Origin of the sequence: Brenneria sp. g21c3, from assembly GCF_040240345.1 — a bacterium.
GTDB lineage: Bacteria > Pseudomonadota > Gammaproteobacteria > Enterobacterales > Enterobacteriaceae > Brenneria.
This window is the reverse complement of record NZ_JBEIAB010000016.1, coordinates 61,654-76,003: the sequence shown is the minus strand read 5'-3', so window position 1 is coordinate 76,003 and position 14,350 is coordinate 61,654. Positions and strand designations below refer to the sequence as shown.

Below are 14,350 nucleotides of genomic sequence, written 5' to 3'. Positions count from 1 at the left end.
AACAGAGGAAAAAAAATGGCAATCGGATTAAGCACCTATGCGTTTTTTTGGCGAGCCTCTTCCCGCGTGCCGACGCCGCTGGGACTGGAAGCCATGCTGGAACAAACCGCGGAAGCCGGCGCGAGTGTTTTTCAGATTTGTGATTATGCCGCGCTGGAAACGTTATCGGCGCCCGAACTGGAGCATTTGCGCCAGCGTGCGGTCGATCAGGGGGTTCAGCTTGAGCTGGGGACGCGCGGGCTGGCGACGGAACACCTGTCGCGTTATCTCGCTATGGCGCGCGCGCTGGACGTGCGTTTTGTGCGCACGATGTTCAATTCCGCCGCGCACAAGCCTACGCAGGAAGAGGCGCTGGCATTGCTGCGTCGCGTGCTGCCCGAGTTTGAAAAACAGGATGTCCGCCTGGGGCTGGAGACGTACGAACAGGTCAAAACCCGTGACGTGCTCGCCGTCGTCGATGCCATTGATAGCCCCGCGCTGGGAATTTGTCTCGATCCCGGCAACTGCGTTGCCGCGCTGGAATATCCGCGTGAAGTGATCGACATGGCGGCCAGTCGCGTCGTGAACCTGCATATTAAAGATTTCGCTTTTGCCCGGCAGGAAGGGTGGGTTGGTTTTACTTATTCAGGCTGTCTGCTGGGAAACGGCTTACTGGATTACGACTATCTCCAACAGGCCGTTCGTCCGAATGAAAACAATATCAACCAGATCGTCGAGCACTGGCTTCCGTGGCAGTCCAATGCAGAAGAAACCTGCCGGCTGGAAGAAGTCTGGACGCGTCATAGCCTGCATTACCTGTACGGCAGGAACCCGTCTGCGCCTTCTGCGCGACAGGAAACTCATTCTGTTTAAACAAAATCCGATGTACCCAAATTCGAGGAGTAATCGTCATGGCTGCTGAATTAAAAAAAATTACGGTATTAGGTGCCGGCGGTAAAATGGGCATGCGCATTTCCGCCAATTTCCAGAAAAGCGACTATCAGGTTTTCTACTGTGAGAACTCGCCGCGCGCGCAGGAACAGGTTATTGCCGCGGGCAGAGAGTTGTCCGTCGCCGAGCATGTCATCCCGGAAAGCGACGTGGTGATTCTGGCCGTGCCGGATATTGCCCTGAAGGTCGTATCGGCGCAGGTTGTCCCGCAGATGAAAAGTTCCGCTATCCTGCTGACGCTCGATCCGGCGGCGGCTTATGCCAATCTGATCGCCAGGCGCGATGATATCGACTATGCCGTTGCGCACCCTTGCCACCCGTCGGTGTTCCTGGATCGTTTCACGCCGGAAGAGCACGCTGATGCTTTCGGCGGCGTCGCCGCGCCTCAGCACGTCGTCGCATCTTATGAAACGGGCAGCGATGAGCAGAAAGAGACGCTGGCCCATGTAATCAAAGTGATGTACGGCCCGGTGCTTGACGTACACTGGGTGACGGTAAAACAGCTCGCCTATCTGGAGCCGACGCTGGTAGAAACCGTAGCCTGCATGGTGGGTACCTTTATGAAAGAAGCGCTGGATGAAACCATTCACACCGTTGGCGTGCCGGAAGCCGCGGCGAAAGCGATTCTTTATGGCCATATCCAGATTGCGCTGGCTGTCGCCTTCCGCAGTACCAATCCATTCTCCGACGCCTGTATGATCGCTATTGAGTACGGTAAAGAGAACATTATCAAACCTGACTGGAAGAAGATCTTCGATGAGAAAGAGCTTGATTTGGTGATTGCGCGTATGCTGAAAATCGACGCGATATCACGTTGAGTAACGGAAAGGTTGTTTCAGCAGGTCATATCGACGGCGCCGGCCATTGGCCTGGCGTCGTCGCATTATAATTTGTACCCTTTACATTATTTCTATATCACGGCGCCGGGGTTGAGCCGTGTTCTTCATCATGCAACAATCTCTTACCACGACCTGTTTTCATCTGTAGGTACAGCGTCTGTATAAACTGCTTTATACCCGCCATCCTTCAAGTCGCAGATGCATTGGCTGTTTTACCCGGCCCGTTCCCGGTGGCCGCCTTTCATGCCACTCGACATCTATTGGGTATAGGGTCGCATCACCTTGTTTAAGGAAAATTTTACCGGATGGAAAAGCAACCAGGATCTCAGGAAAACGAACTGCTGACTGAAATTGCCGTAGCCTATTATCAGGACGAAATTACTCAGGAAGAGATCGCGAAGAAGTTCGGCATTTCACGCATCAAGGTTGGTCGTTTGCTCAAACGGGCAAAGGAGGAGGGGATTGTTGAAATTACCGTACGCTATCATCCGGTATTCAGTACCCGCCTTGAACAACAAATGCTGGAGCGTTTTCCGATAAAACGCGCGTTGATCGCGCTGGATTATCAGGGGGAGGAAGAACAACGGCGTCAGGTGGCGGCGCTGGTTTCCAACCATCTGGCGCTGACCCTAAAAGATGACATGGTCGTGGCCGTCGGGCAGGGGCGCAATGTCGCGGCCGTGGCCGATCACGTCAGTAATGTGGTTGAGCGTAACTGTCGCTTTATCTGCGGTATCGGCGGGACGCATCGCCCCGGCGATGCCATCAACGCCGACCACATTAGCCGGCGTCTGGCGAAGAAATTCGGCGGCAGCAGCGAAACGCTTTATTCCCCGGCCTATGTTGAGAATCGGGCGCTGAAAGACGCGTTTATGCAAAACGGCACCATTAAGGAAACGCTGGATCGGGCGCGCAAAGCGGATATTGCGCTGGTCGGCATTGGCGATATGAACGAAAACAGCTACATGGTGAAGCTGGGTTGGTTTACGCCGCACGAGATTATCGATGCGAGCCTCAATCAGGGCGTCATTGGCGATATCGCCGGCTATGATTTCTTTAATGCGCAGGGTCAGCATGTCGATACGGTCATGAACGATCGGGTGATTGGCGTCAGTATTGAGGAACTGCACAAAATCCCTTGTGTGATTGCCATTGCCTCCGAAAATACCAAAGCGTTGGCGATCCTTGGCGCGTTGCGCACCGGCGCGATTGATATTATCGCCACCAGCGCCGGGAATATCCGCACGATTTTAAACATGACGCAGTGAAGTCTGTCCCGTCAAAGCGCCGCTTGTCTAACTCCCGATACTGATTTTGCCGCCGGTAACCCGCGCCGGCGGCAAAACCGAGTTGTAAATTAATTATATTAACTATATTAAGCGAAATTAAATTCCGCTTTTTGCCGTCCTTCAAAGTTTAACAAACCACACACATTATACTGGCCCTCTATAACCTCATTCCCTCCCCATAACGAAAACAGACAAAGGACGTAACAATGGACGACCAATTGAAACAGAGCGCATTGGATTTCCACCAATTTCCGGTACCAGGGAAAATTCAGGTATCGCCGACCAAGCCGCTGGCGACTCAGCGCGATCTGGCCTTGGCATACTCTCCCGGCGTCGCCGCGCCATGTCTTGAGATCGCCGAGGATCCGCTGGCGGCGTACAAGTATACGGCGCGCGGTAATCTGGTGGCGGTGATATCGAATGGCACCGCCGTGCTGGGTCTTGGCAACATCGGCGCGCTGGCCGGCAAGCCGGTGATGGAGGGGAAGGGCGTTCTGTTCAAGAAATTCTCCGGTATTGATGTATTCGATATTGAGGTGGATGAGCTGGATCCGGATAAATTGATCGATGTTGTCGCGGCGCTGGAACCGACGTTTGGCGGTATCAATCTGGAAGACATCAAGGCGCCTGAATGTTTCTACATTGAGAAAAAGCTGCGCGAGCGGATGAAGATCCCGGTATTTCATGACGATCAGCACGGCACCGCCATCATCTGTACCGCCGCGGTGCTGAACGGTCTGCGCGTGGTGGAGAAGAATATCGCCGATGTGCGTCTGGTGGTTTCCGGCGCCGGCGCGGCGTCCATCGCCTGTCTGAATCTGCTGGTGGCGCTGGGCCTTCAGAAACGCAACATCGTCGTCTGTGATTCGCGCGGGGTGATTTATCAGGGCCGTGATGAAAATATGGAAGAAACCAAAGCGGCCTACGCGGTTGAGGATAACGGCGCGCGTAAGCTGGCGGACGTCATTCCCGATGCCGATATTTTCCTCGGCTGTTCCGGCCCCGGCGTGTTGACGCCGGAGATGGTGAAAACCATGGCGCCGCGTCCGCTGATTCTGGCGCTGGCCAACCCCGAGCCGGAAATTCTGCCGCCTCTGGCGAAAGAAGTGCGCCCGGACGCCATCATCTGCACCGGTCGTTCCGATTATCCGAATCAGGTGAACAACGTGCTGTGCTTCCCGTTCATCTTCCGCGGGGCGCTGGATGTCGGCGCCACCACCATCAATGAGGAGATGAAGCTGGCCTGTGTGCATGCCATCGCCAACCTGGCGCTGGCGGAGCAGAGCGAAGTGGTGGCGTCCGCCTATGGCGATCAGGATCTGTCGTTCGGGCCGGAGTATCTGATCCCGAAACCGTTCGACCCGCGGCTGATTATCAAAATCGCGCCGGCGGTGGCGAAAGCGGCGATGGAGTCCGGCGTCGCCAAGCGGCCGATTGAGGATTTCGACGCCTATATCGAGAAGCTGACCCAGTTCGTCTATAAAACCAATCTGTTTATGAAACCGATTTTCTCCCAGGCGCGTCAGCAGCCGCGCCGCGTGGTGCTGGCCGAAGGGGAAGATCCGCGCGTGCTGCATGCGACGCAGGAGCTGGTGACGCTGGGGCTGGCCTTCCCGATATTGATCGGTCGTCCGAACGTCATCGAGATGCGTCTGCAAAAGCTGGGGTTGCAGTTGACCATCGGTAAAGATTTTGAAGTGGTGAATAACGAATCCGACCCGCGCTTCAAAGAATACTGGGGCGAGTATTTCGAAATAATGAAACGCCGCGGCGTGTCGCAGGAAAAAGCGCAGCGCGAGGTGATCGGCAATCCAACCCTGATTGGCGCCATCATGGTATTGCGCGGCGAAGCGGATGCGCTGATTTGCGGCACCATCGGTACCTACGAAGAGCATTTCGACGTGGTGGAGAGAGTGTTCGGCTACCGCGAGGGCGTGCATGTGGCCGGCGCGATGAATGCGTTGCTGTTGCCGAGCGGGAATACGTTTATCGCCGACACCTACGTCAACGCCGATCCGACGCCGGAGCAACTGGCTGAAATTGCCCTGATGGCGGCGGAAACCGTGCGTCGTTTCGGCATTGAGCCGAAGGTCGCCCTGTTGTCGCATTCGAGCTTCGGCACTTCCGATTCGCTCACCGCACAGAAGATGCGCGCCACGCTGGCGCTGGTGAATAAACTGGCGCCGGAACTGGAAATTGACGGCGAGATGCACGGCGACGCCGCGCTGGTGGAAGCGATCCGCCGCGAGCAGATGCCGGACAGTCCGCTGAAAGGATCGGCCAATATCCTGATTATGCCGAATATGGAAGCGGCGCGTATCAGCTATAACCTGCTGCGCGTATCGTCCTCGGAAGGCGTGACGGTCGGGCCGGTGCTGATGGGGGTATCCAAACCGGTGCATATCCTGACGCCTATCGCCTCGGTGCGCCGTATCGTCAACATGGTGGCGCTGGCGGTGGTGGAAGCGCAGACCCAGCCGCTGTAATCTGCCTGAGCTAAAAAAGCCCGCGGGAGTACGCGCTCCGGCGGGCTTTTTTTATCTTGCCTTAGGTGGCTTGCCGCAGCCATTTGTCCAGTTCGTTGGCGAACTGCTGGCGATCGCGTTGATTGAGGGTCGCCGGCCCGCCGGTCTGGATGCCGCTGGCGCGCATGGTATCCATAAAATCGCGCATGTTCAGCCGTTCGCGGATGGTGTCCGGCGTATAGCGTTCACCGCGCGGATTGAGCGCCACCGCGCCTTTTTCGATCACTTCCGCCGCCAGCGGGATATCGCTGGTGACCACCAGATCGCCGGTTTCAACCCGGCGCACAATCTCGTTGTCCGCGACATCAAAGCCGGCGGCGACGCGCAGGGTACGAATAAAGCGTGACGGCGGCACCTTCAGCGACTGGTTGGCGACCAGCGTGGTCAGGGTGGCGGTGCGATCCGCCGCGCGAAACAATACCTCTTTAATGACGTTCGGACAGGCATCGGCGTCGACCCAAATCTGCATTATTGGCTTACTCCTGTTGCGGTTTCTGCGCGGTTATTATCGTTCAGCCAGTCTCTGACGGGTAAAAAATCGCGGTACAGCGCGGCTTCCGGGCTGTCTGGTTCAGGTTGATATTGATATTCCCAGCGGGCCAGCGGCGGCATCGACATTAAAATGGATTCGGTGCGTCCGCCGCTTTGCAGCCCGAACAGCGTGCCGCGATCCCATACCAGGTTGAATTCGACATAGCGTCCGCGCCGGTAGAGCTGAAATTCACGCTCGCGCTCGCCCCACGGCAGCGCCTTGCGTTTTTCGACGATCGGCAGATAAGCCGCCAGAAATCCTTCGCCGACCGCCCGGGTAAAATCAAAACAGGTGGCGAAATCCGGCGTATTCAGATCGTCAAAGAATAATCCGCCGATGCCGCGCGCTTCATTGCGGTGTTTGAGATAAAAATAGTCATCGCACCATTTCTTATAGCGCGGATAAATATCGGCGCCGAAAGGACGGCACAGATCGTGGGCGGTCTGGTGCCAATGCACCGCGTCTTCCTCGAAGCCATAAACCGGCGTCAGATCGAAGCCGCCGCCGAACCACCATACCGGCTCTTCGCCCGGTTTTTCGGCAATGAAAAAGCGCACGTTGGCGTGGCTGGTGGGAACATAAGGGTTTCGCGGATGAATAACCAGCGATACGCCCAGCGCCTGATAGCTGCGTCCCGCCAGTTCCGGACGATGCGCGCTGGCCGATGGCGGCAATGAATGGCCCGCGACATGAGAAAAATTGACGCCGGCGCGTTCGAAGACGCTGCCGTCGGACAAGACGCGGCTGCATCCGCCGCCGCCCTGCGCGCGCTGCCAGATATCTTCATCAAAGTTCGCGGCGCCGTCCGCGGCGGCAAGCTGTCGGCAGAGTTCGTCCTGCAACGTGCGCAGAAAGGATGTTACCGCCTGAATGTTCGGCATAGGCTAACGTCTCGTGTCCTGGATCGCTAAAGGCGCTAAGTATAACGATTATTGCCGCGTGTAATAAATACTATCCCCGTCGCTGAACTTGTCGGGGGATTTCCATGGCCTGGGCGCAATTTGATATTGCGTCTGACACAAATCACGCGATAATCAGAGCTTACCTAATTGCAACCTGGTCAATGTGATGGAAATCCGCATATTCCGGCAAGATGACTTTGAAGAAGTGATCACTCTTTGGGAACGCTGCGATTTGCTGCGCCCGTGGAACGATCCTGAAATGGATATTGAGCGTAAGCTGAATCACGATCCCGATCTGTTTCTAATCGCTGAAGTCGGCGGTGAAGTGGTGGGGTCGGTCATGGGCGGCTACGACGGTCACCGCGGCTCGGCTTATTATCTTGGCGTTCATCCGGATTTTCGAGGCAGAGGTATCGCTAATGCGTTGATCAGCCGCCTGGAAAAGAAACTTATCGCCCGCGGCTGCCCCAAAATTCATCTGATGGTGCGTGAGGATAACGACGCGGTGATCGGCATGTATGAAAAACTCGACTATGAGATGGTCGACAGCGTCACGCTGGGAAAACGGCTGATTGAGGATCAGGAATACTGATCCGCCGTCTGGCGTCATCCGCTTCACGCCCTGTGACGTCAGGCTCGTCATTGCCGGGTCTGTCCGTCTGTCCGTCTGAGCGACGCATCGCCATCGGCGTCCGATTTCTTCCCCGTTTTACGGCACTTTCCTTCGACCCTATACTCAAACTCAAATCGGGTGATGGCGGCTACTGATTCAGCCCGTTCAATATTGAAGGAGTTAATGTAATGAAATTTCGCCCACTATTATTGGTTTTTCCGTTGTTGCTGACCGGGTGCGGCAGCCTGTCTCATTTTTCCTGGTCCAGCCTGTCGCCGTTTAACTGGTTTGGCCGTTCAATCCAGGTAACGGATAGCGGCGTCGGCGGCATTAATGCCGGTACGCCGCTATCGGAATCCGTTTTACAGGCGGCGCTGAATAATGACTATCGCCTGCGTAGCGGCATGGGCTCGAGCAACGGACAACTGGTGGCGTTCTATCAGGCATTGGATGGTAATGACGTGAAGCTGATTATCAGCGGCGAACCTAAAAGCCATGTCCGGAAAGTGGAAGTGATGGATGCGGCGATTGACAGCGAGTGGGGGGTTAAAATCGGCGATACGTTCGATTCATCCTACAGCAAGGCATTTGGCGCCTGCCAATTGGGGCAAGGGGATGATGCTCAAAGCGTTGAGTGTGTCGCGCCGCAGAGCAAACATGTCAGCTATCTGTTTTCCGGCGAGTGGCGCGGACCGGAAGGCCTGATGCCTTCCGACGATATTCTCAAGAGCTGGCGGGTCAGTAAGATCGTCTGGCATGCGCAGGCTCGCGACTGATCGCCGCCTCTTTTTGCCGATATAAAAGGGATTTAGTCATGATGGGGATTAAGGCGACGCCGATCTTTTATTTCTGGGGGATGATGGATCTTGCCTATGTCGTTCGCTTTCTATGGCTGAATTTTTCGCATCAAAGAATACCGATTTACGATGATACGCTTGCCTTTTTGTCGAATCGCCCTGTTTTGGGCGTTTATGGCGATCTGTTTTTCATACTATCGCTGTGCTTAACGCTTTCCCTTCCCGTATCGGCCTGGCTTTTTTTACGTCAGCGTCGGTGCGCCATCACGCTGGCGTACCTGCAAACGCCGGTCAGGTTGCTGACGGTAACGCCTTCCCTGTCTTTTATTCCCTGGTTGATTGGCATCATCGGCGTTCAACACGCGCTGTTGAACCTCGGATTGCTGTTATGTTCTGAGATAGCCAAAGTGCTGAGCTTGCGCTTTATTCGCGTCGATAGACGAAAAAACGCGGTTTCATAACAAATCTGCATTTTCCTTGTGGTTGATATTCAAATACCTTCTCAATATCTTCCGCCATGTTTAACGCGATAAACCCGGCGTTGGTGATGATTTTGCGCTTAAGCAAAGTAAAACCCTGATTTCTTCCGGTATGATAGTCCGGCCGCGCATAGTGCATGGCAAACAAGAATAAAGAAGCATGCTTAGATTGAGGAAGCAAAGATGACACAAGTTCAGAGCGGTATTTTATTGGAGCACCGCCGTTTTGCCATTTATATGGAAGCCATGATCCAGGGGGAGTTTGATGCCATCCGGCAGGGATGCAAAAAGTTTTGCCAGGCGTTGTCCGAGCTGCAACAGCAGTTTCCCGATGCCGGCCTGGGCGCGGTGCTCGCCTTTGGCTCTGACGTATGGCGCGATCTGGATTGCCAGAATTCCGCGCAGGAGCTCAAACCGTTTACGCCGTTAGGCAAAGGACTGGCGCCGGCAACCCAACGCGATTTGCTGATCCATATTCATTCATTACGACAGGATGTGAATTTCAGTCTGGGGCAGGCCGCGCTGGCCGCCTTTGGCAGCGCCATTCATGTGGAAGAGGAAATTCACGGCTTCCGCTGGGTTGAGGATCGTGATTTGAGCGGTTTTGTGGATGGCACCGAGAATCCGCAGGGCGACGCCCGTCACGATGTGGCGATCATTCCAGAGGGTCAGCCGGATGCCGGCGGCAGCTATGTTTTGACCCAGCGTTGGGAACATAATCTGAAGCAGTGGCAGCGCTTTAGCGTTGAACAGCAACAGCAGATGATTGGCCGCACCAAACAGGACAGCGAAGAACTGCCGCCCGAACAGCGTCCGGTGACGTCGCACGTCAGCCGCGTTGATTTAAAAGAAGACGGCAAGGGGCTGAAAATCCTGCGTCAAAGCCTGCCTTACGGCACGGCCAGCGGTAAGCACGGACTTTACTTTATTGCCTACTGCGCTCGTCTGCATAACATCGAGCAGCAGTTGCTGAGCATGTTCGGCGACCTGGACGGCAAGCGTGACGAGATGCTGCGTTTTACCCGCGCGGTGAGCGGCAGCTACTTCTTCGCGCCGTCGCTGGATCGCCTGCTGGCGCTGTAATCCCGGCCCAGTCGCTCCCGCAGGAGATTTGTTTTTTTAAGGTTTTCCTTCGCGTAAAAAATCGCGCTGAGGTGGGCGTGACTGCCGGGTGAGCGGCATGGACGCCGCGAAAGCCAGTGCCGCGCTGGGAGCGCGTCACTGGCGGCCCGACCAGCGGTCACGAACGCCGAAGGCATCGCGTAGCGACGCGATTTCGCGAAAAGCCCGGGGTCATGGGGCGGCGGCGACTGAGCCGCCCCATGTCGGGCGCGTGCTTCGACGGTTGCAGAAATCGACTGAGGTTAGTGCGCACGAAACCCTCACTGTGCTTACAGACATTCCTTTCCCTGAGTTGTGGGGGATTCTTCAGCCTACCGCAAGAGACGTTAAAAATTGCTCCCGGCAATTTTTTATGGCGGGCTATCCCTGCCCGCCACCCTTCGGGTCGTCGCAAGCGACGTTAAAAATTGCTCCCGGCAATTTTTTATGCGTTTCGATGCTTAAAAATCCCGAAATATTCTATATAAATTGCCTGGCCCGACCCCAACCTGCACATACACTGGTCTCTTAATAAGCATTCCCGACAATAACTCTGGCAGGAAAAAGTGATGAATAAAAAACCGATAACAAACTGGTTGGTAAAGGGTTCCCTGGCGTTGTCATTACTGTTGGGCGGGCAGGGTTATGTTTCCGCCACCGAGATTTTAAACAGTTCCTATGATGTTTCCCGCGAGCTGTTCGCCGCGTTAAATCCGGGGTTTGAAAAGCAGTGGCTGGCGCAGCACCCGAACGATCCGCTGACCATCAAGCAATCCCATGCCGGCTCCTCCAGACAGGCGCTGGCGATTCTGCAAGGACTGAAAGCGGATGTGGTCACTTACAATCAGGTGACGGACGTGCAGATCCTGCACGATCGCGGGCAGTTAATCCCCGCCGACTGGCAGAGCCGCTTACCGAATAACAGTTCTCCGTTCTACTCGACCATGGCTTTTCTGGTGCGCAAAGGCAATCCGAAAGAGATTCATGACTGGAGCGATCTGGTGCGCGACGACGTTAAGCTGATTTTCCCCAACCCCAAAACGTCCGGCAACGCCCGTTACACCTATCTGGCGGCCTGGGGCTCCACCAGTCAGGCCAACGGCGGGGATGAGGCGAAAACCCGCGACTGGATAAAACGTTTTCTGGCCAATGTGGCGGTGTTTGATACCGGCGGCCGCGGCGCGACCACTACCTTTGTCGAGCGTCAGCTTGGCGATGTGCTGATCAGCTTTGAGTCGGAGGTGAATAATATTCGCCAGCAGTACGGCACGGAGAACTATGAGGTCATTGTGCCGAAGGTGAATGTGCGGGCCGAATTCCCGGTCGCCTGGATCGACAAGAACGTCGCCGGCAACGGCACCGAACAGGCGGCCAGGGAATATTTGCATTATCTCTACAGCCCGGAGGCGCAGCAGGTCATCGCCGATTTTTACTACCGCGTGAACAATCCGGCGCTGATGCAAACGCTGCAATCCCGTTTTCCCGCTACCGAATTGTTCCAGGTGGAAGAGCAGTTCGGCCCCTGGCCGCAGGTGATGAAAACCCATTTTGAAACCGGCGGCGAGCTGGATAAATTGCTGGCGGCCGGTCGTCAATAATGCTTTCCGTCGCGAGTAAGCGGGTGCTGCCGGGATTTGCGTTGAGTCTGGGCAGCAGTTTGCTGTTTATCTGTTTGATTCTGCTATTGCCGCTGAGCGCGCTGGCGATGCAACTGGCGGATATGAGCTGGGCGCAGTACTGGGCGGTGATCTCCTATCCGCAGGTTGTCGCCGCCTATAAAGTGACTTTATTGTCGGCGGGGGTCGCCACGCTGTTTAACGCCGGGTTCGGCCTGCTGATGGCCTGGATCCTGACGCGTTATCGCTTTCCCGGCCGCGCGCTGCTGGACGGCCTGATGGATTTGCCCTTTGCGCTGCCTACCGCCGTGGCCGGGCTGACGCTGGCCGCGCTGTTTTCAACCACTGGCTGGTATGGAGCCTGGCTGGCGGAATACGGCATCAAGGTCTCCTATACCTGGCTGGGGATTACGGTGGCGATGGCGTTCACCAGCATTCCTTTCGTGGTGCGCACCGTGCAGCCGGTGCTGGAGGATCTCGGGCCGGAATATGAAGAGGCGGCGCAAACGCTGGGGTCGAATCGCTGGCAGTGCTTTCGCTACGTGATTCTACCGGAGCTGACCCCGGCGTTATTAACCGGCACCGCGTTGTCGCTGGCCCGCAGTCTGGGGGAGTTCGGCGCCGTCATTTTTATTGCCGGCAATATGGCCTGGCAAACGGAGGTGATCTCCCTGATGATTTTTATGCGTCTTCAGGAGTTTGATTTTCCGGCCGCCAGTGCGATTGCCTCCGTGGTGTTGGCCGCTTCTTTGCTGTTATTATTCGCCATCAACGTGGTGCAAAGCCGTTTTGGCCAGCGAACCCGGAGCGTTTAATGGCCGATCCTTTTACCGTGACTCAGCAACCGAAGCATCCTGTCCGCCCGTCGCGCAACTGGGGGAAATGGGCGTTGATTACGCTGGGGGTGATATTATCGCTGATTATGCTGGTCATTCCGCTGGTCTCGATTTTTGCCGCAGCGTTCTCGCAGGGGTTCGGCGGCGTATGGCGTAACCTGAGCGATCCCGAAATGCTGCATGCGATAGGCCTCACGCTGCTGGTGGTGGCGATCGCCGTGCCGGTCAATCTGGTATTCGGCACGCTAATGGCCTGGCTGGTGACGCGTTTTCAGTTTCCGGGGCGGCAGTTGCTGCTGACGCTGATCGACATCCCCTTCGCCGTTTCGCCGGTGGTGGCCGGCCTGCTGTATCTGCTATTTTACAGCACCAACGGGGCGGTCGGCGGCTGGCTGGATGCGCATGGGGTGCAACTGATGTTCGCCTGGCCGGGTATCGTTCTGGTCACCATCTTTGTCACCTGCCCGTTTATGGTCAGGGAACTGGTGCCGGTGATGATGAATCAGGGCAGTCAGGAGGAGGAAGCCGCCGTGCTGCTCGGCGCGTCGGGCTGGCAAATGTTCTGCAAAGTGACGCTGCCGAATATCCGCTGGGCGCTGCTGTATGGCGTGGTATTGACCAATGCGCGGGCGATCGGCGAATTCGGCGCGGTGTCAGTGGTTTCGGGCGCGATCCGCGGCGAAACCTACACCTTGCCGTTGCAGGTGGAACTGCTGCATCAGGACTATAACACCGTCGGCGCCTTTACCGCCGCGGCGTTACTCACGGTGATGGCGATACTGACGCTGTTCGTCAAAAGCGCGTTACAGTGGCGCGTCGCCCGGCAACTGGCGCGCGGGCGGGAACATCATCCGCCCGATCAACATTAACGTTTTACCGCTTCCATCGTACATCGTCGGTGATGGAATTTTTTAGGATTTAATTCGTGACAACGCTTGAACATTGTATTGGCAATACGCCGCTGGTGAAATTGCAGCGCTTGACGCAGGGAACGGACAGCGAAGTGTGGCTGAAACTGGAAGGGAACAATCCGGCCGGATCGGTTAAAGATCGCGCGGCGTTATCCATGATTCAGCAGGCGGAGCGCCGTGGCGATATCGCGCCCGGCGATCGATTGATCGAAGCGACCAGCGGCAATACCGGTATCGCGCTGGCGATGATCGCCGCGGTTAAAGGCTATCGTTTGCGTCTGTTGATGCCGGAAAATATGAGTCAGGAACGGCAGGCCGCGATGCGCGCTTACGGCGCCGAGCTGATTCTGGTCAGCCGGCAGTCAGGGATGGAAGGCGCGCGCGATTTAGCCCGCCAGATGGCGCTGTCGGGCGAGGGGAAAGTTCTCGATCAGTTTAACAACCCGGATAACTCGCTCGCCCACTTTTTGACCACCGGCCCGGAAATCTGGCGGCAAACGTCAGGGAAATTGACCCATTTCGTTTCCAGTATGGGTACCACCGGCACCATTTCCGGCGTCAGCCGCTATCTGAAAGCGCAGCGCGACGACATCGTTACGGTAGGGCTACAGCCCGCCGAAGGCAGCCATATTCCCGGCATTCGCCGTTGGGCGGCGGAATATATGCCGGGTATTTTCGATGCGGATGTGGTCGATCGCATCATGGATATTTCACAGCAGGAAGCGGAAGACGCCTTATGCCGCCTGGCTCGGCAGGAAGGCATTTTCTGCGGCGTCAGTTCCGGCGGCGCAGTGTCGGGCGCGTTGCGTATCGCGGCGGAAAACCCCGGCAGCGTGATTGTGACGATCGCCTGCGATCGGGGCGACCGCTATTTATCGACCGGCGTATTCGAGTAGGCGTCGTAGACGTCAATCGCGCGCTGAAAATTCAACATTCGGCGTCACCGTAATCCAATCTTCAACGTACCGTGCCGGCCTTTT

General features: G+C 56.3%; 14 protein-coding genes. 12 read left to right on the top strand and 2 right to left on the bottom strand.

What is annotated here, in order from left to right:
• Positions 1-15: 15 nt before the first annotated feature.
• The 4 genes from ABRZ28_RS19285 to maeB all read left to right on the top strand — a co-directional run bounded on the left by ABRZ28_RS19285 (position 16) and on the right by maeB (position 5,544).
• Positions 16-852, top strand: coding sequence for a sugar phosphate isomerase/epimerase family protein (locus ABRZ28_RS19285; RefSeq protein WP_330521183.1), 837 nt, complete (start codon positions 16-18; stop codon positions 850-852).
• A 38-nt stretch (positions 853-890) separates the two neighbouring features.
• Positions 891-1,748, top strand: coding sequence for a phosphogluconate dehydrogenase C-terminal domain-containing protein (locus ABRZ28_RS19280; protein ID WP_330521182.1), 858 nt, complete (start codon positions 891-893; stop codon positions 1,746-1,748).
• Between the two features lie 326 nt (positions 1,749-2,074).
• Positions 2,075-3,037, top strand: a complete 963-nt coding sequence (locus ABRZ28_RS19275) for a sugar-binding transcriptional regulator (protein ID WP_319605684.1) — start codon at positions 2,075-2,077, stop codon at positions 3,035-3,037.
• 227 nt (positions 3,038-3,264) lie between these two features.
• Positions 3,265-5,544: an NADP-dependent oxaloacetate-decarboxylating malate dehydrogenase gene (gene maeB, locus ABRZ28_RS19270; protein ID WP_330521181.1), complete on the top strand. Its 2,280-nt coding sequence runs from the start codon at positions 3,265-3,267 to the stop codon at positions 5,542-5,544.
• A 61-nt stretch (positions 5,545-5,605) separates the two neighbouring features.
• Here maeB and ABRZ28_RS19265 read toward each other — a convergent pair whose 3' ends face one another.
• On the bottom strand, positions 5,606-6,052 hold the full coding sequence (locus ABRZ28_RS19265) for a YaiI/YqxD family protein (RefSeq protein WP_330521180.1): 447 nt from the start codon (positions 6,050-6,052) through the stop codon (positions 5,606-5,608).
• Positions 6,052-6,996 (bottom strand): oxygen-dependent coproporphyrinogen oxidase, encoded by a 945-nt coding sequence (gene hemF / locus ABRZ28_RS19260; protein ID WP_330521178.1) that lies wholly within the window; start codon positions 6,994-6,996, stop codon positions 6,052-6,054. Before hemF ends, ABRZ28_RS19265 begins: the two co-directional genes overlap by 1 nt.
• Positions 6,997-7,183: 187 nt before the next feature.
• Between hemF and ABRZ28_RS19255 the strand changes: the two genes are divergently transcribed.
• The 8 genes from ABRZ28_RS19255 to cysM all read left to right on the top strand — a co-directional run bounded on the left by ABRZ28_RS19255 (position 7,184) and on the right by cysM (position 14,266).
• Positions 7,184-7,609, top strand: a complete 426-nt coding sequence (locus ABRZ28_RS19255; RefSeq protein WP_319605688.1) for a GNAT family acetyltransferase — start codon at positions 7,184-7,186, stop codon at positions 7,607-7,609.
• A 209-nt stretch (positions 7,610-7,818) separates the two neighbouring features.
• Positions 7,819-8,406: an RpoE-regulated lipoprotein gene (locus ABRZ28_RS19250; RefSeq protein ID WP_319605689.1), complete on the top strand. Its 588-nt coding sequence runs from the start codon at positions 7,819-7,821 to the stop codon at positions 8,404-8,406.
• Between the two features lie 38 nt (positions 8,407-8,444).
• Entirely contained in the window at positions 8,445-8,888 is a 444-nt protein-coding gene (locus tag ABRZ28_RS19245) for an arginine:ornithine antiporter (RefSeq protein WP_330521177.1), read from the top strand.
• 201 nt (positions 8,889-9,089) lie between these two features.
• Positions 9,090-9,989, top strand: coding sequence for a Dyp-type peroxidase (locus ABRZ28_RS19240; protein WP_330521176.1), 900 nt, complete (start codon positions 9,090-9,092; stop codon positions 9,987-9,989).
• A 587-nt stretch (positions 9,990-10,576) separates the two neighbouring features.
• Positions 10,577-11,605, top strand: coding sequence for a sulfate ABC transporter substrate-binding protein (locus tag ABRZ28_RS19235; protein WP_330521175.1), 1,029 nt, complete (start codon positions 10,577-10,579; stop codon positions 11,603-11,605).
• The gene (cysT, locus tag ABRZ28_RS19230) at positions 11,605-12,438 is read left to right on the top strand and encodes a sulfate/thiosulfate ABC transporter permease CysT (RefSeq protein ID WP_330521174.1); all 834 of its coding nucleotides are present in this window, start codon (positions 11,605-11,607) and stop codon (positions 12,436-12,438) included. Before ABRZ28_RS19235 ends, cysT begins: the two co-directional genes overlap by 1 nt.
• Complete coding sequence (gene cysW / locus ABRZ28_RS19225; protein WP_330521173.1) at positions 12,438-13,328, top strand: sulfate/thiosulfate ABC transporter permease CysW; 891 nt, start codon at positions 12,438-12,440, stop codon at positions 13,326-13,328. The genes cysT and cysW overlap by 1 nt, the downstream gene beginning before the upstream one ends.
• A 56-nt stretch (positions 13,329-13,384) precedes the next feature.
• Positions 13,385-14,266, top strand: coding sequence for a cysteine synthase CysM (gene cysM, locus ABRZ28_RS19220; protein ID WP_330521172.1), 882 nt, complete (start codon positions 13,385-13,387; stop codon positions 14,264-14,266).
• Positions 14,267-14,350: the final 84 nt, after the last annotated feature.

Excerpts from the sequence above, each read along its gene's own strand:
- ABRZ28_RS19285 (WP_330521183.1), top strand. The coding sequence starts at position 16 with ATGGCAATCGGATTAAGCACCTATGCGTTTTTTTGGCGAGCCTCTTCC.
- ABRZ28_RS19280 (WP_330521182.1), top strand. The coding sequence starts at position 891 with ATGGCTGCTGAATTAAAAAAAATTACGGTATTAGGTGCCGGCGGTAAA.
- ABRZ28_RS19275 (WP_319605684.1), top strand. The coding sequence starts at position 2,075 with ATGGAAAAGCAACCAGGATCTCAGGAAAACGAACTGCTGACTGAAATT.
- maeB (WP_330521181.1), top strand. The coding sequence starts at position 3,265 with ATGGACGACCAATTGAAACAGAGCGCATTGGATTTCCACCAATTTCCG.
- ABRZ28_RS19265 (WP_330521180.1), bottom strand. The coding sequence starts at position 6,052 with ATGCAGATTTGGGTCGACGCCGATGCCTGTCCGAACGTCATTAAAGAG.
- hemF (WP_330521178.1), bottom strand. The coding sequence starts at position 6,996 with ATGCCGAACATTCAGGCGGTAACATCCTTTCTGCGCACGTTGCAGGAC.
- ABRZ28_RS19255 (WP_319605688.1), top strand. The coding sequence starts at position 7,184 with ATGGAAATCCGCATATTCCGGCAAGATGACTTTGAAGAAGTGATCACT.
- ABRZ28_RS19250 (WP_319605689.1), top strand. The coding sequence starts at position 7,819 with ATGAAATTTCGCCCACTATTATTGGTTTTTCCGTTGTTGCTGACCGGG.
- ABRZ28_RS19245 (WP_330521177.1), top strand. The coding sequence starts at position 8,445 with ATGATGGGGATTAAGGCGACGCCGATCTTTTATTTCTGGGGGATGATG.
- ABRZ28_RS19240 (WP_330521176.1), top strand. The coding sequence starts at position 9,090 with ATGACACAAGTTCAGAGCGGTATTTTATTGGAGCACCGCCGTTTTGCC.
- ABRZ28_RS19235 (WP_330521175.1), top strand. The coding sequence starts at position 10,577 with ATGAATAAAAAACCGATAACAAACTGGTTGGTAAAGGGTTCCCTGGCG.
- cysT (WP_330521174.1), top strand. The coding sequence starts at position 11,605 with ATGCTTTCCGTCGCGAGTAAGCGGGTGCTGCCGGGATTTGCGTTGAGT.
- cysW (WP_330521173.1), top strand. The coding sequence starts at position 12,438 with ATGGCCGATCCTTTTACCGTGACTCAGCAACCGAAGCATCCTGTCCGC.